The 19,870-nt window shown below is 55.0% G+C and carries 16 protein-coding genes; 14 read left to right on the top strand and 2 right to left on the bottom strand.

The window, feature by feature from the left end:
- Nucleotides 1-195: 195 nt before the first annotated feature.
- From DTHIO_RS01745 to DTHIO_RS21295, 12 genes are all read left to right on the top strand, one after another.
- Entirely contained in the window at nucleotides 196-2,847 is a 2,652-nt protein-coding gene (locus tag DTHIO_RS01745; protein WP_008868634.1) for a hybrid sensor histidine kinase/response regulator, read from the top strand.
- Nucleotides 2,848-2,869: 22 nt separating this feature from the next.
- Nucleotides 2,870-4,279 carry a sigma-54-dependent transcriptional regulator gene (locus tag DTHIO_RS01750; protein WP_008868635.1) on the top strand — a complete coding sequence of 470 codons (1,410 nt, stop codon included), beginning with the start codon at nucleotides 2,870-2,872 and terminating at the stop codon, nucleotides 4,277-4,279.
- Between the two features lie 406 nt (nucleotides 4,280-4,685).
- Nucleotides 4,686-6,398, top strand: coding sequence for an L-lactate permease (locus DTHIO_RS01755; RefSeq protein ID WP_008868636.1), 1,713 nt, complete (start codon nucleotides 4,686-4,688; stop codon nucleotides 6,396-6,398).
- An 89-nt stretch (nucleotides 6,399-6,487) separates the two neighbouring features.
- On the top strand, nucleotides 6,488-7,879 hold the full coding sequence (locus DTHIO_RS01760) for an FAD-binding oxidoreductase (RefSeq protein ID WP_008868637.1): 1,392 nt from the start codon (nucleotides 6,488-6,490) through the stop codon (nucleotides 7,877-7,879).
- Nucleotides 7,880-7,894: 15 nt separating this feature from the next.
- The gene (locus tag DTHIO_RS01765; RefSeq protein WP_008868638.1) at nucleotides 7,895-9,166 is read left to right on the top strand and encodes a (Fe-S)-binding protein; all 1,272 of its coding nucleotides are present in this window, start codon (nucleotides 7,895-7,897) and stop codon (nucleotides 9,164-9,166) included.
- Between the two features lie 63 nt (nucleotides 9,167-9,229).
- On the top strand, nucleotides 9,230-11,326 hold the full coding sequence (gene pta / locus DTHIO_RS01770; RefSeq protein ID WP_008868639.1) for a phosphate acetyltransferase: 2,097 nt from the start codon (nucleotides 9,230-9,232) through the stop codon (nucleotides 11,324-11,326).
- 400 nt (nucleotides 11,327-11,726) lie between these two features.
- A complete protein-coding gene (locus tag DTHIO_RS01775) occupies nucleotides 11,727-12,941 on the top strand; it encodes an acetate kinase (RefSeq protein WP_008868640.1) in 1,215 nt (404 codons plus the stop codon).
- A 34-nt stretch (nucleotides 12,942-12,975) separates the two neighbouring features.
- Complete coding sequence (locus tag DTHIO_RS01780; protein ID WP_008868641.1) at nucleotides 12,976-13,602, top strand: LutC/YkgG family protein; 627 nt, start codon at nucleotides 12,976-12,978, stop codon at nucleotides 13,600-13,602.
- Nucleotides 13,602-15,761, top strand: a complete 2,160-nt coding sequence (gene ldhH, locus DTHIO_RS01785; RefSeq protein WP_008868642.1) for an L-lactate dehydrogenase (quinone) large subunit LdhH — start codon at nucleotides 13,602-13,604, stop codon at nucleotides 15,759-15,761. The genes DTHIO_RS01780 and ldhH overlap by 1 nt, the downstream gene beginning before the upstream one ends.
- A 119-nt stretch (nucleotides 15,762-15,880) precedes the next feature.
- Nucleotides 15,881-16,072 (top strand): DUF2283 domain-containing protein, encoded by a 192-nt coding sequence (locus DTHIO_RS01790; protein ID WP_008868643.1) that lies wholly within the window; start codon nucleotides 15,881-15,883, stop codon nucleotides 16,070-16,072.
- Nucleotides 16,073-16,349: 277 nt separating this feature from the next.
- Nucleotides 16,350-17,285, top strand: coding sequence for a radical SAM protein (locus tag DTHIO_RS01795; RefSeq protein WP_008868644.1), 936 nt, complete (start codon nucleotides 16,350-16,352; stop codon nucleotides 17,283-17,285).
- 83 nt (nucleotides 17,286-17,368) lie between these two features.
- Nucleotides 17,369-17,527, top strand: a complete 159-nt coding sequence (locus DTHIO_RS21295) for a hypothetical protein (protein WP_153305055.1) — start codon at nucleotides 17,369-17,371, stop codon at nucleotides 17,525-17,527.
- 165 nt (nucleotides 17,528-17,692) lie between these two features.
- Here the strand turns inward: DTHIO_RS21295 and DTHIO_RS22615 are convergent, their stop codons facing one another.
- Both DTHIO_RS22615 and DTHIO_RS01805 read right to left on the bottom strand, forming a co-directional pair.
- Nucleotides 17,693-18,091: a GNAT family N-acetyltransferase gene (locus DTHIO_RS22615; RefSeq protein WP_144311417.1), complete on the bottom strand. Its 399-nt coding sequence runs from the start codon at nucleotides 18,089-18,091 to the stop codon at nucleotides 17,693-17,695.
- Entirely contained in the window at nucleotides 18,009-19,175 is a 1,167-nt protein-coding gene (locus DTHIO_RS01805; RefSeq protein ID WP_008868646.1) for an ATP-binding protein, read from the bottom strand. Before DTHIO_RS01805 ends, DTHIO_RS22615 begins: the two co-directional genes overlap by 83 nt.
- 145 nt (nucleotides 19,176-19,320) lie before the next feature.
- Between DTHIO_RS01805 and DTHIO_RS01810 the strand changes: the two genes are divergently transcribed.
- Both DTHIO_RS01810 and DTHIO_RS21300 read left to right on the top strand, forming a co-directional pair.
- A complete protein-coding gene (locus tag DTHIO_RS01810; protein ID WP_008868647.1) occupies nucleotides 19,321-19,479 on the top strand; it encodes a hypothetical protein in 159 nt (52 codons plus the stop codon).
- A gap of 105 nt (nucleotides 19,480-19,584) precedes the next feature.
- A complete protein-coding gene (locus DTHIO_RS21300; protein WP_153305055.1) occupies nucleotides 19,585-19,743 on the top strand; it encodes a hypothetical protein in 159 nt (52 codons plus the stop codon).
- Nucleotides 19,744-19,870 lie beyond the last annotated feature (127 nt).

A 19,870-nucleotide genomic window follows, 5' to 3' on the forward strand; every position in this document is an offset into this window, starting at 1 on the left:
AACCTCTTACTCCTGCTTTCTCTTCCTCGTGCCTTGCTCCGTGGCTCTAGGGCCGCTTCGGCCCGGGCGTGAGAAATTCTTCCAGGATGAATTGCTTGTCACTATTGATGCCCAAAAAGCCGTTGGTAGCATTAAAATGTGAATAGTTTGAACATGGTTCAAATCCATACAATACGTCGAAGAGCCCAAAACCTTATGCCCAAACAAGCTTTGCCAGTGCTGACCCGTATACTGCTTGCCCTTTTAGCAATACTCATCACCCCATCCCCGGGCTTTTCACAAAAAGAGGCCGCCGGGGACTTTTCAGTTTTTTATCTCAACTCCTACCACGACGGCTATGCCTGGTCAGACGACATCCGCGAAGGCATCAGGCACAGATTCCAGGAGTCCGGGCACCGGGTGGAAATCCAGATGGAGTATATGGATACCAAGGTGTTCCACCGTCCAGGCGTAACCAAAAGGCTCCTGGAGCTCTACCGCGAAAAGTACTCGAATGAAGAATACGACATAGTAATCGTGTCCGACGATGATGCCCTGGATTTCATGCTGGACTATGGAGACGAGCTTTTTCCCGGGCTGCCCATAGTCTTTTGCGGCATCAATTACCTGGAAGAAGAACTTCTGGACCGGGAACGCACCACCGGCATCGTGGAAAACTTCAACGTAAAAAGGACTCTGGAGCTGGCCCTTTCCATTCACCAGGACAAAAACCGCATGGTGGTCATAGGCGACGAATCCACCACGGGTATAGCCATCAAGGGCCAGATCAAGGAAGCTATACCTGATTTTCAGGGCAGGCTGGATTTCGAGTTCTGGACCCAGTACTCCTTAGACGAGATTGCAGACAAGGTCAAAGACCTGCCACAGGACACACTGGTTTACTTCATTCCTTTTTTTTATTCCGCTGGAGGACAGGTGTTTTCCGCCGGTGAAGTACTGGAGAATGTAGCAGGGTTCAGCGACCTGCCCATTTACAGCAACTGGGAGTTTCTCCTGGGCCACGGCATGGTGGGCGGCAACCTCATCAGCGGCTTTGAGCACGGTTCCATTGCCGCAGGCATGGCCCTGGATATCCTGGAAGGCAAAAGCCCTGCCGACATTCCCATAATCCACGATATTGTGGATCAAAACATGTTTGACTACAACGTACTGCAAAAGCAGGGCATAAAGCAGACCCAACTACCACCGGAAAGCGTCCTCATAAATGAGCCCCCGGCCTTTTACGAACTGGACAAGCAGGTTTTCTGGGTGATCATGTCCAGCCTGGGGGCGCTTGTAATTATCCTGGCCTTTCTGGTGCGCAGCATAATTCATAAACGCATTGTGGAAAGCCGGATCCGCAACCAGCTGGCCTTTCAGGAGAGCCTCATGGACACTATTCCACAGCTCGTCTGCTGGAAGGACCTCAACCAGCGCTATATGGGGGCCAACCAGGCTTTTACCGACTTTTTCGGCATAGAGTCCCCGGACAAGATCATGCACCAGACGGATTCCCTGCTCATGCCCTCCCGGGATTTCGCCCAGTGGGCCGCCCGCATGGACAAACAGGTGCTTCAGACCGGCCAGGCCCTTAGAAAGGTGCGCATGTCGGTCAGGGATCAAGATGGCGATTCCTCCTGGCTGGAGGTAAACAAAATTCCCCTGCGTGATGAAAAGGGGGAAATAGTCGGTACGCTGAGTACTGCGGAAAACATCACCAACGAGATAAACCTGGAACGCCAGCTCCTGCAGTCCCAGAAAATGGAGGCCATGGGCACCCTGGCCGGTGGCATATCCCACGACTTCAACAATATACTTACCTCCATCATGAATTCCACTGAACTGGCCCAGGGAGATCTGGACCCGGACTCCCCGGCTTACCAGGATCTGGAGAGGGTACTCAAAGCATCTCACAGGGGCCGGGACCTGGTCCAGCGAATTCTAACCTTCAGCCGTCCCTCCCAGGAGGGCTTCCGGCCCACGGTATTGCCCGAGCTGGTGCGGGATTCAGTATCTCTGCTGCAATCCTCGCTGCCCCGCAACATAGAGGTCCGTTCCAGTGTCAGCGGCGGCTACGAACCGGTCAACGTGAATCCCACCCAGATTTCCCAGGTGGTAATGAACCTGTGCACAAATGCCTTCCAGGCCATCCAGGACCAGAAAGGCACCCTTACGATAAACCTGGAGGAAATAGAGCTGGATGTATACCGGGCCGAAGAACTGGACATGCCTGCCGGCAAAGCCTTCAGGCTGGAGATATCAGATACCGGGCCCGGCATAGACCGTCGGGACCTGGACAAAATCTTTGATCCTTTTTTTACCACAAAGAGCCAGTCCGGGGGCACCGGTCTGGGTCTGGCCGTGGTCCTGGGCATAGTCAAGAACCACAAAGGGGTCATCCAGGTGGACAGCAGTCCGGACCAAGGCACCTCCTTTGAAATCCTGCTTCCCGCCCGGGAGCCCGGCAACCAGGAATCATCCCCTTCCGGCGCTTCCCTGAAAAGAGGCAGTGGAACCCTGCTCTTTGTTGAAGATGACCAGGACCTGCTGGAAACCACCCCCAGGAGCCTGCAGGCCATGGGCTACAGTGTTTTTTCCGCCTCCAGTGCCCAGAAAGCCCTGGAAATCCTGGGCCAGGACATTCCCTTGGACCTGGTCATCACAGACTTTGACATGCCCGGCTTAAACGGCATCGAACTGGCAAAAAAGATCCAGGCAGAGCACCCGGACCTCCCGGTCATGCTCATTACCGGGCGTATCCAGGCCCTGGAGGGCATTGAGCAGCCGGACAACATCAGGCTCACCCTGTCCAAGCCCTTCAACCAGGCTGATTTGTCCCAGGCGGTGTCAACAGCCATAACTGACTGAAAAACCTGAGAGACGAGATATTATGCCCCGAGTACTGGTAGTGGACGATGACCCGGAAGTACAATCCACAATGGCCAGCCTGCTGTCGCGCCAGGACATCCCGCATCACCTGGCCAAAGACCTGGTCTCCACTAAGCAGGCCCTGCAGGAAGACTGCTTCGACCTGGTTCTACTGGACGTGGGCCTTCCCGACGGCAACGGCCTGGACCTGCTGCCGGAAATAAAGGCCCTGAAAAACGCCCCGGAGGTCATAATCCTCACCGGCCGGGGGGACAGCGAAGGTGCGGAACTGGCCATTGAGGGAGGTGTCTGGGATTACCTCTTAAAACCCTCACCCATCAAGGAGATAAAACTGAGCATCTCCAGGGCCCTCAAGTACAGGCAGCAGAAAGAAAGCGCCCGGCCCAGGGCCCTGGACCTGTCCGGGGTGGTCGGGTCCAGCCCGGCCATGCAGTCCTGCTATGACCTTCTGGCCTGCGCCGCCGGATCGGATTCAAATATTCTTATCACCGGTGAAACCGGGGTGGGCAAGGAACTTATGGCCCGCACCATCCACGCCAACAGCTCCAGATCGGGTCATCCCTTTGTAGTAGTGGACTGTGCCGGAATAACCGATTCCTTAGTGGAAAGCACTCTTTTCGGACACTGCAGAGGCGCTTTCACCGGGGCCCTGGCCGATCACACCGGACTCATCAGCCAGGCTCACCAGGGAACACTCTTTCTGGACGAACTGGGAGAGCTGCCCCTGTTGATTCAAAAATCACTGCTTCGAGTGCTGCAGGAAAGAAAGTTCCGCCCGGTAGGGTCCAGCCGGGAGCAAAAAAGTGATTTCCGCCTCATGGCCGCCACCAACCGGGACCTGGAAGGCATGGTCAGTGAGGGCACCTTTAGAAATGACCTGTATTTTCGCATCAAGACCATGCATATGCACCTGCCGCCTTTGCGGGACCGGGTCCAGGACATAAGGCCCCTGGCCATGCACTTCGCGGACGAACTGTGCACCAGGAGCGGTATTGCATCCAAAGGTCTGGGGGCGGACTTTCTGGAAACCCTGGAAGCCTACTCCTGGCCCGGCAACGTGCGCGAACTGTGCAACGTCATAGAGCAGGCCCTGGTAGCCTGCGCCGGGGAAACCAATTTATACTCCATGCACCTGCCCAAGGAGATCCGCATCAAGGTCACCCGATCAAGGCTGGAAAAGTGTCCCCCGGACGAATCCAGTCACGGCACGCCCCCCTGGGCTCAAAAAGGCGACTCCCCCCCCATGCCCGATATTTCCGACTTCAAGTCCTACAAACAGGAGTGCGAAAAAAAATACCTGCAATGCCTGCTTCAGAAATACCCGGGCAACGTTCCTGCTATACTCAGGCTTTCAGGTCTTTCCCGCTCTCATTTCTATACCCTGCTCAAAAAATACGGCCTGGAAAGCTGACAGTACCAAAAGACCGTTCTGTCCGTTTTTCAGGACAACACTAATCTGCTGTATCACAAACCATACAATCAGCCTCAGATGGGCATTTACTGAGAATTTGCAGACATTGACTCCCTGCATCTGTCCGTTTTTCCGCACAGCACACCCTGCTCCTGCCGAGCACTTCTGAAAGAGAAAGACTCATAACATTCTGAAATAATTAAAAAAAATTTTAAAAAGATATCCAGGCATATTTTTTGTAGTAGCGTTCTGAATTCTGCTGTATGCTTTCCCAGGTCTAAACATTGAATTGATTTTTCAGCATACGTTCATCAGGCCGAGTACCTGCTCATAACCTGTCAATGCCAAGAAGCGTTGGGCTTTTTTATATAGGAACATGTTTAATCATTTAAGGAGGTATTGACCCATGTCTGTAGGATTTTTGGCCCTTTTAGCGGCGATACCCATTGCTATCGCCCTGGTTCTCATGGCCGGGCTGCGCTGGCCGGCCACCAAGGCCATGCCGGTTGCCTGGCTGGCAACCGCCCTGGCCGGCATCATTTTCTGGCAGCTGCCGGTGGGCTATGTGGCCGCCCTTTCCATTGAAGGGATTATCGGCGCTATAGGAATTTTAATCATCGTGTTCGGAGCGATCCTCATTCTCATGACCCTGCGAGACTCGGGAGGCATGGAAACCATCCAGGCCGGAATGCAGGATGTATCACCGGACATGCGGGTCCAGGCCATCATCATCGGGTTTTTGTTCGCAGCCTTTATCGAGGGCGCCGCCGGATTCGGCACGCCAGCCGCCCTGGCTGCCCCGCTGCTTCTGGCCCTGGGTTTTCCTGCCCTGGCAGCTGCGGTCATCTGTCTGACCTTCAATTCCGTCCCGGTTACCTTTGGAGCCGTGGGCACCCCCGTTATCCTGGGGCTTGGACCCCTTGACGACTTTGTAACCCGGGCGGTGGAAAGCGGAGCAGAGACCCTGAACTTTTCCGATCCCACAACATTCGGTATAGTTGTTGGTCAGTGGTCATCTCTGATGCACCTGCCCATGGCCATAATCCTGCCCATTTTCATGCTGGGATTCATCACCCGCTTTTTCGGGCCCAACCGCTCCTGGTCTGATGGATTCGGTGCCTGGAAGTTCTGCATCTTTGCCTCTGTTGCCTTTGCCATTCCCTATGTGCTCCTGGCCTGGCTGTTAGGACCTGAATTTCCGAGTCTCGTAGGCGGTCTCATCGGTCTTGGCATCGTGGTCTGGGGAGCCAAGCAGGGCATTGCCGTTCCCAAGGACGTTTTCACCTTCGGCGCCCAGAAGGACTGGGATCCTGAATGGACAGGAACTGTCAGCGTGGCCGAAGGCAGCAAGTTTGAGGCCCGCATGAGCCAGTTCAAGGCCTGGTCACCCTACATCCTTATCGGCTTTATCCTGGTGCTCACCCGCCTGGACTGGCTGCCTTTCAAGTCTTTCCTGGCCGGTATCACTATAGATTTCCAGAACATCCTGGGTTATGAAGAGGTGGCCAACTCCATTGCTATACTCTACCTGCCGGGAACCATCCCCTTTGTGCTGGTGGCCATTTTGACTATCTTCATCCACCAGATGAGTTCAGACAAGGTCAAAACCGCCTGGGTGGACGCCATCAAGCGCATCAAGAACCCGGCCATAGCCCTTTTCTTTGCCGTGGCCCTGGTGCATATCTTCAGAGGATCCGGCGTGGAAAACGAGGCATTGAACCCCAACCTTTATCCCTCCATGCCCCTGGCCCTGGCTGAGTCCATAGCCGCCATCGCCGGGCAGACCTGGCCCTTCTTCGCCGGCTTCATCGGCGGTCTGGGAGGCTTTATAACCGGCTCCAACACGGTTTCCAACCTGCTCTTTGCCGAGTTCCAGTGGGGCATGGCCTCTCAGCTTGACCTGCCGCACCAGCTCATCGTAGCGGCCCAGGCCGTGGGCGGCGGTTTCGGCAATATGATCTGCATCCACAACATCGTGGCTGTGTGCGCGGTGGTGGGCCTGTCCGGCAAGGAAGGGCTCATCCTGAGAAAGACCTTCTGGCCATTCATGGTCTACGCTGTAATAACCGGCCTGTGGGTAACCCTCATGAGCTTCGTGCTCTTCCCGGGTCTTTACTAAACTCTGAACCAACAAGCTGACAATGCCCCTGGTGCAGTAAAATATCTGCACCAGGGGCCAACAAAGGATATCTTACCAAGGAGCATTTTATGTCCAACGAGAGCCTGCAAAAAGAATTCGCCAAGGTGGTGGGGCAGGACAACGTCATGACCAGCGAGTCCGAGATGCACGCCTATTCCTATGACTCGGCCGTGCTGGATCAGGTCAGCCCGGCCATGGTGGTCCGGCCGACATCTTCCGAAGCCCTGGGCCAGGTGGTGAAACTCTGCAACGACAACGAACTGAAACTGACAGTACGCGGTGCCGGCACCAACCTATCCGGGGGCACTATTCCTCATCCCGGAGGCATTGTCTGCCTGACCACCGCTTTAAATAACATCCTGGAAATAAACGAAGAAGACCTGTACGCTGTGGTAGAACCTGGAGTGATCACTGCCAAGTTCGCGGCCCAGGTGGCCTCCAAGGGTCTTTTGTACCCCCCAGATCCCGGTTCCCAGGCCGTATCCACCCTGGGGGGCAACGTGGCTGAAAACGCCGGGGGCCTCAGAGCCCTCAAGTACGGGGTAACCAAAGACTACGTCATGGGCGTGGACTTTTTCGACGTCAACGGCGAACTGGTCAAGTCAGGATCAAGAACGGTCAAGTGCGTCACCGGCTACAACCTGGCCGGACTCATGGTAGCCTCCGAAGGCACCCTGGGCGTCTTTGAAAAATTGATCCTCAAACTGGTGCCGCCCCCAAAGGCTATCAAATCCATGATGGCCGAATTCGACGATGTTGCTGCAGCGTCTCAGGCTGTATCAGCCATTATCGCTGCCAAAATAGTCCCGGCCACTCTTGAGTTCATGGACAACTTCACCATCAAGACTGTGGAAAACTTCCGCGGAGCCGGCCTTAATACCGAGGCCGCTGCCCTGCTTCTGCTGGAGGTGGATGGCCACCCGGCCCAGGTGGAGGACGATGCGGCTCAGGTCCAGGAAATCTGCAACAAGCTCGGAGCCAGGCAATTCACAGTGGCCCAGGACGCCAAGCAGCGCGATGCAGTCTGGCAGGCCAGGCGCGACGCTCTGCCGGCACTGGCCAGGGTCAAGCCCACAACCGTCCTGGAGGACGCCACCGTGCCACGTTCCAAGATACCCGACATGATGCAGGCCTTAAAACGCATTGCCCGGGAATACAAGCTGACCATAGGCACCTTCGGCCATGCCGGGGACGGCAACCTGCACCCGACCATTCTTACTGACAAGCGCGATACCCAGGAATGGGAAAGAGTGGAGAAGGCCATAGACGAGATCTTTGACGTGGCCCTGGATCTTGGTGGCACCCTGTCCGGGGAACATGGCATAGGCATCGCCAAGTCCAAGTTCATGCACCAGGAACACGGCCTGGCCGCCATTGAATACTCCCGCCGCATGAAAAGCGTATTGGACCCCAAAGATATCCTGAATCCGGGCAAGATGCTTGGACCTTTGCTCGCTTAACCCCGGGAGGAAAATATGGCCGATATAAAACAACTATCCAGGATGCTTCAGGAACTGGATGACCTGCTCACGCGCTGCATGCGCTGCGGCATGTGCCAGGCCCAGTGTCCTGTGTTCACAAAATCCGGCAAGGAAACCGACGTAACCCGGGGCAAGCTGGCTCTGCTTTCAGGGCTGTCCCAGGAGATGCTCAAAGACCCCAAAGAGGTCCAGGATAATCTGAACCGCTGCCTTTTGTGCGGTACATGCGAGGCCAACTGCCCTTCCGGAGTCAAAGTTACGGATATCTTCCTCAAGGCCAGGGCTATCTTAAACGGATATCTCGGACTCTCTTCCACCCAGAGGCTCATTTTCAGGCGTCTTCTCACCAGGCCCAAACTCATGAACGCCCTTATTTCCATGAGTTCCGCCTTTCAAGGGGTCTTCAGCAAGGATGCTGACCAGATAATCGGGACTTCCTGCGCCAGGTTCAATGCACCCCTTATCCGGGACCGCCACTTCAAAAAGCTGGCCGGCAAACCTCTGCACAGGCAGGTCCCCAGCCTGGATACTCCGGCCGGATCCTCGGGCATCAAAGTTGCCTTTTTTCCTGGATGTGTCACTGACAAGGTCTTTCCTGATGTGGGCCAGGCAGTAATAAAAATCCTCAAGCACCATCAGGTGGGGATTTACATGCCCGAAAACCAGGCCTGCTGTGGCATTCCCGCCCTGTCCTCCGGGGAGTCTGACGCCTTTTCCACTATGGTGCGACAGAACGTGGAACTCTTTTCCGCCGGAAAATGGGATTACCTCATTACTCCCTGCGCCACCTGCACAGCCACCATGCGCAAGCTCTGGCCGGAATACCACAAGGGCAGCCTGGGCCGGGTCATAACCGAAAACATCCTGGATGTAAGCCAGTTCCTGGTGGACGTCCTGGGGGTCAAGCCCGAGACATCCGATAACCGGAAAACACCGGTGGCCTATCACGATCCATGTCACCTGCGAAACAGCCTCAAGGTCAGCGCTCAACCCAGGGCGGTACTGGAGGCCGGCGGCACATACAAAACGGCTGAGATCCCCGGCGGGCCATCATGCTGCGGTTCCGGAGGCAGCTTTAATATCAAGCATTACCAGCTTTCTAAGGATATCGGGCAGGAAAAGGCCCGGAACATCAAAGCCTCAGGAGCGGAGATGGCCGCCACGGCATGCCCTGCCTGCATGCTGCAGCTTGCGGACATGCTTTCCCAGGAAGAAGCCTCCATGCCTGTAAAACACGTGCTGGAACTTTACGCTGAATCATTGTAAAACTGCTGTCAGTCGCCGGGTATCAGGCGGCTGACAGCAGAAGAAAAATACCAGGAGCGCTTGATGGCCAAAAATCTATTCGTTATCAACACCGAACCCAGAAGCGGCAAATCAGCCGTCTGTCTGGGCCTGATGCAGATGCTCAGGCGCAATATTCGCAAGGTGGGTTTTTTCAGACCCATCATCAATACTCTGCAGGAAGGCAAGGTGGACCACGACATCCACCTCATCCTGTCCAGGTTTCAGCTGCAGCAGTCTTATGAGGATGCTTACGCATATACCCTGGAAGAGGCCAGGGACCTCATCAACCAGGGCAAGCACTACGTGCTCATGGAAAATATCATGTCCAAGTACAAGGCCCTGGAAAAAAACTGTGATTTTGTCCTGTGCGAGGGTACGGACTTCGTCGGCACGGATTCGGCCTTTGAATATGATATAAATGCCGAAATAGCCGCCAACCTGGGCTCACCAGTAATACTCATAACCAACGCCCAGAAAAAAAACCCCAAGCAGGTGGTATCCCAGACCCAGATGGCCATTGACAGCTTTATAGAAAAAGGCGTGGACATACTGGCCACCATCATCAACCGCTCCCGGGTGGAGGACAAGTATGAAATTTTGTCCGGGCTTCGCTGCAAGTTCCGGGACGAGGCCGACTGCCTGAGTTTTCTCATCCCCGAAGTGGAGTCTCTGGGCAGACCCACCATGCATGACGTGCACAAGTGGCTGGGAGGCGAAGTAATAAGCGGCCAGGATTTTCTGGATGTCCAGGTGGACGATTACCTGGTGGCGGCCATGCAGGTGAACAACTTTCTGGATTATGTCACTCAGAACTCTCTGGTCATTACTCCTGGAGATCGCTCGGACATCCTGCTGGGTTGTTTTTCCACCCGCCAGTCCAGGGCGTATCCGGAAGTGGCCGGGATCGTTCTCACCGGCGGTATGCACCCGCCGGCCTCCATGACCAGACTGCTGGAAGGCTGGGCTGGAGTGCCCCTGCCCATCCTGGCTGTAGAAGGACATACATTCAAAGTAGCCCGCATACTTACGGAGCTTTACGGGCGCATCGACCCCGAGGATGAAAAGAAGGTGGCCACTGCCCTTGGCTCCTTTGAAGAACATGTGGATACCGAGGCACTGCTCAGCCGCCTGGAAGCCAAGCGGTCCACCCGGGTCACCCCCATTATGTTTGAATTCAGCCTCCTGGAAAAGGCCAAAGCGGACAAGAAACATATTGTCCTGCCCGAAGGCTCTTCGGACCGGGTCCTGCAGGCCGCGGATATCCTTCTTCGCCGGGGCATCGTGGACCTGACCATTCTGGGGGAGCCGGACAGGATGCGCACCAGGGCCTCCCAGATGGGGCTGCACCTGGAAAAGGCCCTGCTGTTGGACCCTACATCCTCCAAGGAGTTTGAAGACTACGCAGATACTTATCTGGAACTGCGCAAGGCCAAGGGCGTGACCCCGGAAGTGGCCAGGGACACCATGTCCGAACCTACTTATTTCGGGACCATGATGGTCTACAAAGAACATGCCCACGGCATGGTCTCCGGCTCCATCACCACCACCCAGCAGACCATTCGCCCGGCCCTGCAGTTCATCAGGACCAAGCCGGGTATCTCATTAGTGTCATCAGTATTTTTCATGTGCCTGCCGGACAGGGTATTGGTATTTGGCGACTGTGCAGTCAATCCCAACCCCTCTGCAGAGCAGCTGGCGGAAATCGCTATCTCGTCCAGCGAGACGGCAGTACAGTTCGGAGTGGAACCCAGGGTGGCCATGCTTTCCTATTCTACAGGAGAATCCGGTGCCGGGGAGGATGTCAAGAAAGTGCGCCAGGCGACGGAAATAGCCCGGTCCAAGGCCCCTGAACTGCTCCTGGAAGGCCCCATTCAATACGATGCTGCTTACGACCCTGAGGTGGCCAGGGCCAAGATGCCCGACTCCAAGGTCGCCGGCAGGGCTACCGTATACATATTTCCGGATCTCAATACCGGCAACAACACCTACAAGGCGGTCCAGCGCGCAGCCAACGCCGTGGCCATCGGCCCGGTGCTGCAGGGCCTGAACAAACCGGTCAACGACCTTTCCCGGGGATGCACAGTGGCCGACATTTTGAACACCGTGGCCATCACCGCCATTCAGGCCCAGCATGCGTGATTTGTGGATTCTCGGATTGAGGGATTTAGGGATTCTCGGATTGAGGAATTCGGGGATTTTGGGATTCTGGAATTGTAACTATTCACCATCTGCATCAGCTGGATAAAACGCCTGGTTGCGGATTCATGGTCCGGGGGCTTTGCAAATTGGGCGTAAACTGTCTGAACGACGTAGGAAGCGTTAATCAAAACCGTAAAACACCGAACTTGATTCAAAGCATGCTACAGAATATATCCTGCCTATCAAACCAGTGTGTAGGTTTTGATTTACGCTTCCTTGGAGTGAGTTTTTACGTCCTGTTTGCAAAGTTCCCGGACCATGGTGAATAGTTACCTGGAATTTAGGAATTCGGGAATTGAGAAATTTGAGCATTCAAGGATTAAAGGATTAGGATAAAATTATGATCATTCTGGTACTGAACTCTGGCAGTTCATCTGTAAAATATCAGCTCCTGGAGATGCAGGACAAAACCCTTCTGGCCTCCGGGCTGGTGGAACGCATCGGGCAGTCCGGTTCAGCCTACAAACATGAGCGCCTGCCTGGAACGGACACCAGCCAGGTGTTTTCAAACGAACAAGATATCCCGGATCACTCCACAGCCCTGGACCTGGTGGTAAAACTCATCACCGGAGAGCAGACCGGAGTAATAAAGGACGTCTCCAGCATAAACGGCATCGGCCACCGCATTGTTCACGGGGGTGAAGACTTCAACACACCCATCCTGGTGGATGATGACGTTGTAGAAGGCATCCGGGCCCAGATACCCCTGGCCCCGCTGCACAACCCCGGCGGGCTGGCCGGCATAGAGACAGCCAAGAGGCTTATGCCCGGAATTCCCAATGTGGCCGTGTTCGATACCGCCTTTCACCAGACCATGCCCCCCGAGGCTTACCGCATGGCCATACCTGCAGAGCTTTACAGCGAACTGAAAATCAGGCGTTACGGCTTTCACGGCACCTCACACCTGTATGTGGCCAAGCAGTGCGCTGCTACTCTGGGCCAGACCCTGGAACAGACCAGCTGCATCACCGTGCACCTGGGCAACGGATGCTCCATGGCGGCAGTAAAACAGGGTCGCTGTGTGGACACCAGCATGGGCCTGACTCCTCTGGCCGGGCTGGTCATGGGCACCCGCAGCGGTGACGTGGACCCGGCCCTGCATGCTTTTCTGACGGACAAAAAGGGGTATTCCATTCAGGACATAGACAACCTGTTGAACAAGAAAAGCGGCCTCCTGGGACTGTGCGGCGACAATGACATGCGCGACATCCACGCCCGTATAGACAAAGGGGACAGCGATGCTGAGCTGGCCCTGAAGATATTCTGCCGCAGGGTGACCCAGTACATAGGTCAGTACATGGCCATACTGGACAAAACCCAGGCCATCTGCTTTACTGCCGGAGTGGGCGAAAACGATGAGCGGGTACGCGAGCTTTCCTGCGCCACTCTGTCCGGTCTGGGGGTAGTCCTGGATAAAAAGCGCAACCAGGAAGTCCGCAGAGGTGAGATATGTGAAATAAGCTCCCCGGAAAGCCGGGTAAAAGTGTTGGTCATCCCCACCAACGAAGAACTGGAAATAGCCACCCAGACTGCACAAGTCCTGTCCAGTTCATAGTTCAACCGTGAACCATCAATCATAGAGGTACAAAATGCAAAATGAAATGGTGGAAACCTTTACTGCCAAGGCCAAGGCTGTATCAGCAGAAGTCCGGCATATCAAAAGCATGCAGGAGGCCTTCGACTATACGGTCAACATCTGCGTGGACAAGGAGGCCTGTCAGTTTCTCATGGCCGGCTGTGAACTGCCGGTCTCTGACGAGGCCCAGCAGCTGTGTGAAATTAAGCCTGGAGAAAAAGTTATCGCTGCCCCGGCCCTGGACGACAAGAACCTTTCCGGGCTTACCTCCCAGGCGGAAAAACAGGGCATTACCACCATTACCAGTGAGCTGCGCCGCTACCTGGGGGGTATAGATATCGGTCTGGCTGTGGCTGATCTGGGACTGGCGGAAACCGGCACCCTGGTACTTAAATCAGCCTCCGAGGACCTGAGGCTGGCCACCATGATCTGTGAGATAAATGTCATGGTTCTGCCTCTGTCCCGCATGCGCCAGGGCTCTTATGACGCCGAAAAAGAACTCTCGGAAATGCTGAGAGACGGGGCCAACTACCTGTCCTTTATCACCGGAGCCAGCCGCACCGCCGACATAGAAAGAGTACTGGCCCTTGGTGTGCACGGCCCCCTGGAACTTCACATATTGCTTTTGGAGGATGCCTGATGCTTAACGCAGACAATCTGAAAGACTACCTGAAAGAAATTGAAGAGCAACTGCAAAACGATTTTCAGCGCAAGACCCTGGATACTTTTGCAGTGGCCTACCGTACAGGACGGGCCAATGCCTTCGCCGGAATGGATATAGACTCACTGGTAAAGGAAATAGCCGAGGCCAAGGACTCCTCCCTGTCCCGCATGGACGCCTTGTACAAGGAGTTCAAGAAAAACGCCGAGGCTTTGGGGGTAAAGGTTCATCTGGCCAAGGATCCCAAAGAGGCCAACGAGATAATCGCCTCCATAGCCAAAGAAAACAACTGCAAAAATATTGTCAAAGCCAAGTCCATGACCGCCGAGGAAATCCATGTCAACACCCACCTGGAAAAGGAGGGGTACAGGATTGTGGAGACCGACCTGGGGGAATGGATAATCCAGCTTCGAAACGAGCCTCCTTCGCACATGGTCCTGCCGGCCATTCACCTTTCCAGATACCAGGTTGCAGACCTTTTTGAGGGAGTGACCAAGAAAAAGCAGGACACGGATGTACACAAGCTGGTCAAGGTGGCCAGGCGGGAACTGCGCAAGGAATACGCCTATGCCGACATGGGCATTACCGGAGCCAACTTCGCCATATCCGAAACCGCCACCCTGGGCATGATAACCAATGAAGGCAACGGACGTCTGGTGACCACGCTGCCCCGGGTACACGTGGCCCTGGTGGGCCTGGAAAAACTGGCTCCCAAGCTGAGAGACGCCCTGCGCCTTTTAAAGGCCCTGCCCCGCAATGCCACCGGCCAGCAGATAACCTCGTATGTCAGCTGGATCACCGGACCCAATGAATGTAAAAGCGCACCGGATAACAAAAAGGTCATGCACGTGGTCTTTCTGGACAATGGCCGGCGCAAACTGTCCACGGACAGGAATTTCTCCCAGATCCTGCGCTGCATCCGCTGCGGTGCCTGCGCCAATGTCTGTCCGGTGTACCGCCTGGTGGGCGGGCACAAGTACGGCTACGTATACATCGGAGCCATCGGCCTGGTGGCCACATACTTTTTCCACGGCAAGGACAAGGCCAGACTTTTGGTGCAGAACTGCGTAAACTGCGGAGCCTGCAAGGAAATATGCGCTGCCGGAATCGACCTGCCAAGACTTATCAAAGACATTCACGCCCGGATCCAGGACGAGGATGGTCATCCCCCCAAGTCCAAACTTCTGGGCATGGTCATGAAAAACCGCCGCCTTTTTCATTCGCTGCTTAAAAACATGCGCTTCGCCCAGCTGCCCTTTGCAGACACCGAGGCCAGATACGTGCGGCACCTGCCCTCCATCTTCATGAAGGACCAGGATTTCCGCAAATTGCCGGTCATAGCCTCAAAACCCTTCCGGGACCGCTGGGAGGATTTAAAGCCCAGAGTGACCCAGCCCCGGAAAAAGGTCGCCCTGTTCTCCGGCTGCGCCGTGGATTTTATTTACCCGGAACAGATGGAGGCTGCCTCGAAAATCCTGTCCAAGGGCCGGGGCATTGCCCAGGAGCACCCAATGGATCAGACCTGTTGCGGACTGCCCGCCCTGATGATGGGCGAGAAAAAGGCCGCCAGGGAAGTGGCCAGGCAGAACCTGGAGGCCATAAACCCCGACGATTTCGACCATATCATCACCCTGTGCGCTTCATGTGCCTCGCACCTGAAGCACGGCTACACAAAGCTTCTGGAAAAGGACAAGGACCTGAAAGACAGGCTCAAGGCCTTTACCGGAAAAATAATCGATTTCAGCTCATATATCCGCGATGAAATGCGCCTGTCCTCCATGCTCTTTGAGCACTCCGGCAAAAAAGTGGGCTACCATTCACCGTGTCACCTGTGCCGTGGGCTGGAAGTCCGCGAAGCCCCGCGCAAAAATATCGCCCTGGCCCACGAGTATGTGCCCACTGACGAAGAAGAGGTCTGCTGCGGTTTCGGCGGAAGCTACTCCATGAACTTCCCTGCCGTATCCAGGACCCTGCTGGCCAAAAAAATGGCCAACCTGCAGGCCGGTCAGGTCTCGGCCGTGGCCACCGACTGCCCCGGATGCGTCATGCAGATCCGCGGCGGCATGGCCAAAGACGGCAAGGACATCAAGGTCAAGCATATAGCCGAGCTCCTGGCTGAACAGCTGAAAAAAGGCTGATCGCATACCACCAGGCTCTTCATGATACGCCTGCAAAAATAACTTTTTGCAGGCGTATCGAAATAGGAAAAGATGGTAATAAAGACAGTAATGCACCATTTTCAGTGGGAGGTGGAGTCATGAGAGTGAGTTATGATGAAGCTGACGATATCCTCGTTATTCGTCTTTCCAATAAAGAAATAACCAGAGAAACTTCCCAGGACTGGAATACACATATTAGTTATGCGGGGGATGGAACTGTCGTTGAAGTTGTCGTTCTTGATGCCTCTAAACAGGGGGCCTGGCCACTGCTTAGAAGTGAAGCTGCATAGATCTCGTAGATCTTCGCAGATGGCAGTATATTTTCTTTAATGACAGTTATACATTTTCTGAACTTGCAGACAAAGACCAGCAGCACGTCCGGTTTTTATCCAGAGTTTACCTTGAGTTGCGTGATCGACAAACAGCCTGTCAAAAAAACTTTTAAGAGACCTGACACGGGACAAAGATTCTATTTTTCATCCGACTATCGGAGGCGGTTCAGACTTTCAGCACCATAGTATAACCTGAGAATATGCAGAATTAAAACCTCAAAAATGGAGTAGGCACATGCAGCCGGGTTACTTACAGGCGCTGGAAACAGGCGAGTTGAAGCGCAGGATCGACAAGGCCGGGCAGTGGTCAACCAGATGCTGCCTGTGCCCGCGCAACTGTGGGGTGAACAGGCTGGAGGGAGAACTGGGATTCTGCCGCACAGGCCCCCTGGCTCAGGTGGCCGCGTTCAATCTGCATTTCGGAGAGGAAGCCCCCCTGGTGGGTGAGAACGGTTCCGGAACAGTATTCTTCGGCCACTGCAACCTGGGCTGCGTCTTCTGCCAGAACCACGACATAAGCGACAACCAGAGCACCCACCAGGAAGTGCACCCAAATCAGCTGGCCTGGATCTTCATGCAGCTGCAGAAACAGGGAGCGCACAATATCAACCTGGTCACTCCTTCCCATGTGGTCCTGCAGGTCCTGCAGGCACTGGAACTGGCCGCTGGTGACGGGCTGAATATTCCCCTGGTATATAACACCAGCTCCTACGACGAAGTGCATACCCTGAAGCTTCTGGAGGGCATTGTGGACATATATCTGGCGGACTCCAAGTTTTTCTACAGCGAACAGGCCCGCAAATACGCAGACGCCCCGGACTACCCCCAGAAAGCAAAAGAGGCCATCCTGGAGATGCACCGCCAGGTGGGGGGACTGGAAACTGATGATCAGGGCATCGCCAGGAGGGGACTGATGATCCGGCACCTGGTCATGCCGGACAACCTGGCCGGCTCGGATGAGTGGCTGCAGTTTTTTGCAGAAAACCTGAGCAAGGATACCTTTTTAAACATCATGGGTCAGTACCGTCCGGCCGGCATGGCCCATAACTATCCGGAACTCCTGGGCCGGGTCAGCGGCAACCAGGTGGAGACCCTGAATAAAAAAGCCCGCAAACTCGGACTGACCAACCTGGACCAGAGGTCTTCGGGCATTTTCCGGCTGCTGGTTTAGTGGCTTACTCCTGAAAATCTGTCACAAAAAACAATAACCACGCGCTGCGCGTGGCAGGCCTTGGACAGGATTACCCCAGTTGAATGGAAGAGATTCAACGGGGCAAGCAGGATAAGCAATCAGCGGCCCCAGTGAAATCAACTGCGCTGTCCTTCGGAATTTCACAGGGCAAGCCGGAAGCCGCAGATTGCATTAACCATCCAGCACTCACTTTCTTCTTCATGAGTGCCGGAAAAAAGTGAGTGCTGGAGTGATTACCTTTTGGCCTGGCTTCCGCCTGTCCCGTTTTACCCGGTTAAACACGGCTATGCCGTAGACCAGAGGTCTGTTTAACTGGGTGAATTGCTCGCAGAGCAAGCCCCAAGGGCATTAAACCGGGAGCCAGGACAAAAATGTTTTTCTCTTAATCAATCTCTTAATCCTGTTAATCCTGTCAAAAAAGCTCTTTTCTTTATTGGGTTGCGAGCAAAGCCCGAGTTAGATTTTCTGACTGAAGGCAGCTTCAGGGCATGGGCCAGTTCCAGCTGCAGCACCAGGGCGTCTTCACCTGTGTCGGTGTAATACTTCTCCCGCCTGCCCACTTCCTTGAATCCGCAGCTCTGGTACAGTCTTATGGCCGGGACATTGGACATGCGTACTTCCAGGGAAATCCACTGCACCCCGTGTATGCGGCAGTAGTCCAGAAGACGAGACCACAGCCGAGTTTGTTGTTCGGAAAACAGCCTAATAGGCCGGGCCAGCCAGACCCTGATGGGCCGGATCCAAACCCAGCAGGAATTCCTGGCATGGTATGCACAAGATGCCATCGATCATCAGACGCTCCCGGCCCAGGTATGCCAGGCAGGCCCTGGCCTCCGGATAATCCTGGCAAAAAGTCTTTAAAGAGCGCAGGTCCTTGCTGTGGATGGATCCTGATCTCTTGACTTCCACGGCCCAGAATGTATCCGGACCATAGATCACAAAATCCACTTCACTGCCGGACTTGGTCCGCCAGTAATACAGACGGGCCGGAGTTTGCCGGTAGGTTGCCCATGCCCGCAGATTCTGGGCCACGAGTCCTTCCAGGGCAGGGCCTTCAATCTCCTCTGGTCTATCCAGGGGGCCGGAAGGACGCAAGGAGCGGTACACGCCCACGTCAAAGAAATAGAACTTTGCATGCCTGACCAGATGGCGCTTGGCCCGCCGGGTAAACACGGGCAAACGGAAACACAGCAGCAGATCTTCCAGAATGTCCAGGTAGCCCTCCGCGGTCTTACGGCCCACCTGGCATTCCCGGGCCACCTGGGCCAGGTTGAGAATGCTGCCCTGGGAAAAGCTGATGGCCTCCAGAAATCTGGAGAAGGCACCTATGTCTCGCACCAGGGCCTCGGCCTGAACTTCCTCGTTCAGGTACAGCGAGGCATAAGTCCGCAATACCGCAGCGGGGTCAGGGGCCGACGTCACCAAGGGGACCATTCCATACCGCAGGGCGTGCTCCAGGCTGAAGGCCGAACCCAGTTCCGCGGCCATAAAGGGGTGCATGAATGTTTCCATAAGACGGCCAGCCAGAAGATTAAACCCTCCCCGCCGCAATTTGCGAGCGCTGGAACCAGTCAGCACGAAACGCAGTTGCCGGTCCGACTCAATCATGGCATGAACCACGTCCAGCAGGGCTGGAGCCTTTTGGATCTCGTCGATCACCACATCTCGGGCCGCCGGGTTTCCAGCCACCACCTGATGCAACCGCTCGGGCCGTGCCCTGTACAGACGCTGCGCCTCAGGATCGAGCAGATCGATCCATACGGCATTCTCCATGGTCTGCTCCAGCCATGTGGATTTGCCGGTTCCTCTCGGCCCGAACAGAAAAAACCCGTATTGAGGCTCGCGGAAAAAACGAGGTACATTTTCCATTTTTACTTCTTTTAAGGAAAAACCAGTTCCATTTTTAAAGATGTATAGCTGGCGACAAAGAATAGCATAGATTGGCTGGAACTTGAGAGCTGCCGCTCAAACAATTTTGCTGTTTCCATTTATATGCCCCTCCTCTTTATACATCATGGGTCAGTACCGTCCGGCCGGCATTGCCCATAACTATCCGGAACTCCTGGGCCGGGTCAGCGGCAACCAGGTGGAGACCCTGAATAAAAAAGCCCGCAAACTCGGACTGACCAACCTGGACCAGAGGTCTTCGGGCATTTTCAGGTTGCTGGTTTAGTGGCTTACTCCTGAAACGCTGTCACAAAAAACAATAACTACGCGAACCACGCTAAGAAGCGTGGCAGGACGCGTGGCAGGCCTTGGACAGGATTACCCCAGTTGAATGGAAGAGATTCAACGGGGCAAGCAGGATAAGCAATCAGCGGCCCCAGTGAAATCAACTGCGCTGTCCTTCGGAATTTCACAGGGCAAGCCGGAAGCCGCAGATTGCATTAACCATCCAGCACTCACTTTCTTCTTCATGAGTGCCGGAAAAAAGTGAGTGCTGGAGTGATTACCTTTTGGCCTGGCTTCCGCCTGTCCCGTTTTACCCGGTTAAACACGGCTATGCCGTAGACCAGAGGTCTGTTTAACTGGGTGAATTGCTCGCAGAGCAAGCCCCAAGGGCA

It is taken from the genome of Desulfonatronospira thiodismutans ASO3-1, from assembly GCF_000174435.1.
GTDB classification, from domain to species: Bacteria; Desulfobacterota; Desulfovibrionia; order Desulfovibrionales; family Desulfonatronovibrionaceae; genus Desulfonatronospira; species Desulfonatronospira thiodismutans.

Bases quoted from the DNA above. Each gene is read 5' to 3' on its own strand.
- DTHIO_RS01745 (WP_008868634.1), top strand. From the start codon at position 196: ATGCCCAAACAAGCTTTGCCAGTGCTGACCCGTATACTGCTTGCCCTT.
- DTHIO_RS01750 (WP_008868635.1), top strand. From the start codon at position 2,870: ATGCCCCGAGTACTGGTAGTGGACGATGACCCGGAAGTACAATCCACA.
- DTHIO_RS01755 (WP_008868636.1), top strand. From the start codon at position 4,686: ATGTCTGTAGGATTTTTGGCCCTTTTAGCGGCGATACCCATTGCTATC.
- DTHIO_RS01760 (WP_008868637.1), top strand. From the start codon at position 6,488: ATGTCCAACGAGAGCCTGCAAAAAGAATTCGCCAAGGTGGTGGGGCAG.
- DTHIO_RS01765 (WP_008868638.1), top strand. From the start codon at position 7,895: ATGGCCGATATAAAACAACTATCCAGGATGCTTCAGGAACTGGATGAC.
- pta (WP_008868639.1), top strand. From the start codon at position 9,230: ATGGCCAAAAATCTATTCGTTATCAACACCGAACCCAGAAGCGGCAAA.
- DTHIO_RS01775 (WP_008868640.1), top strand. From the start codon at position 11,727: ATGATCATTCTGGTACTGAACTCTGGCAGTTCATCTGTAAAATATCAG.
- DTHIO_RS01780 (WP_008868641.1), top strand. From the start codon at position 12,976: ATGCAAAATGAAATGGTGGAAACCTTTACTGCCAAGGCCAAGGCTGTA.
- ldhH (WP_008868642.1), top strand. From the start codon at position 13,602: ATGCTTAACGCAGACAATCTGAAAGACTACCTGAAAGAAATTGAAGAG.
- DTHIO_RS01790 (WP_008868643.1), top strand. From the start codon at position 15,881: ATGAGAGTGAGTTATGATGAAGCTGACGATATCCTCGTTATTCGTCTT.
- DTHIO_RS01795 (WP_008868644.1), top strand. From the start codon at position 16,350: ATGCAGCCGGGTTACTTACAGGCGCTGGAAACAGGCGAGTTGAAGCGC.
- DTHIO_RS21295 (WP_153305055.1), top strand. From the start codon at position 17,369: ATGGAAGAGATTCAACGGGGCAAGCAGGATAAGCAATCAGCGGCCCCA.
- DTHIO_RS22615 (WP_144311417.1), bottom strand. From the start codon at position 18,091: ATGGCATCTTGTGCATACCATGCCAGGAATTCCTGCTGGGTTTGGATC.
- DTHIO_RS01805 (WP_008868646.1), bottom strand. From the start codon at position 19,175: ATGGAAAATGTACCTCGTTTTTTCCGCGAGCCTCAATACGGGTTTTTT.
- DTHIO_RS01810 (WP_008868647.1), top strand. From the start codon at position 19,321: ATGGGTCAGTACCGTCCGGCCGGCATTGCCCATAACTATCCGGAACTC.
- DTHIO_RS21300 (WP_153305055.1), top strand. From the start codon at position 19,585: ATGGAAGAGATTCAACGGGGCAAGCAGGATAAGCAATCAGCGGCCCCA.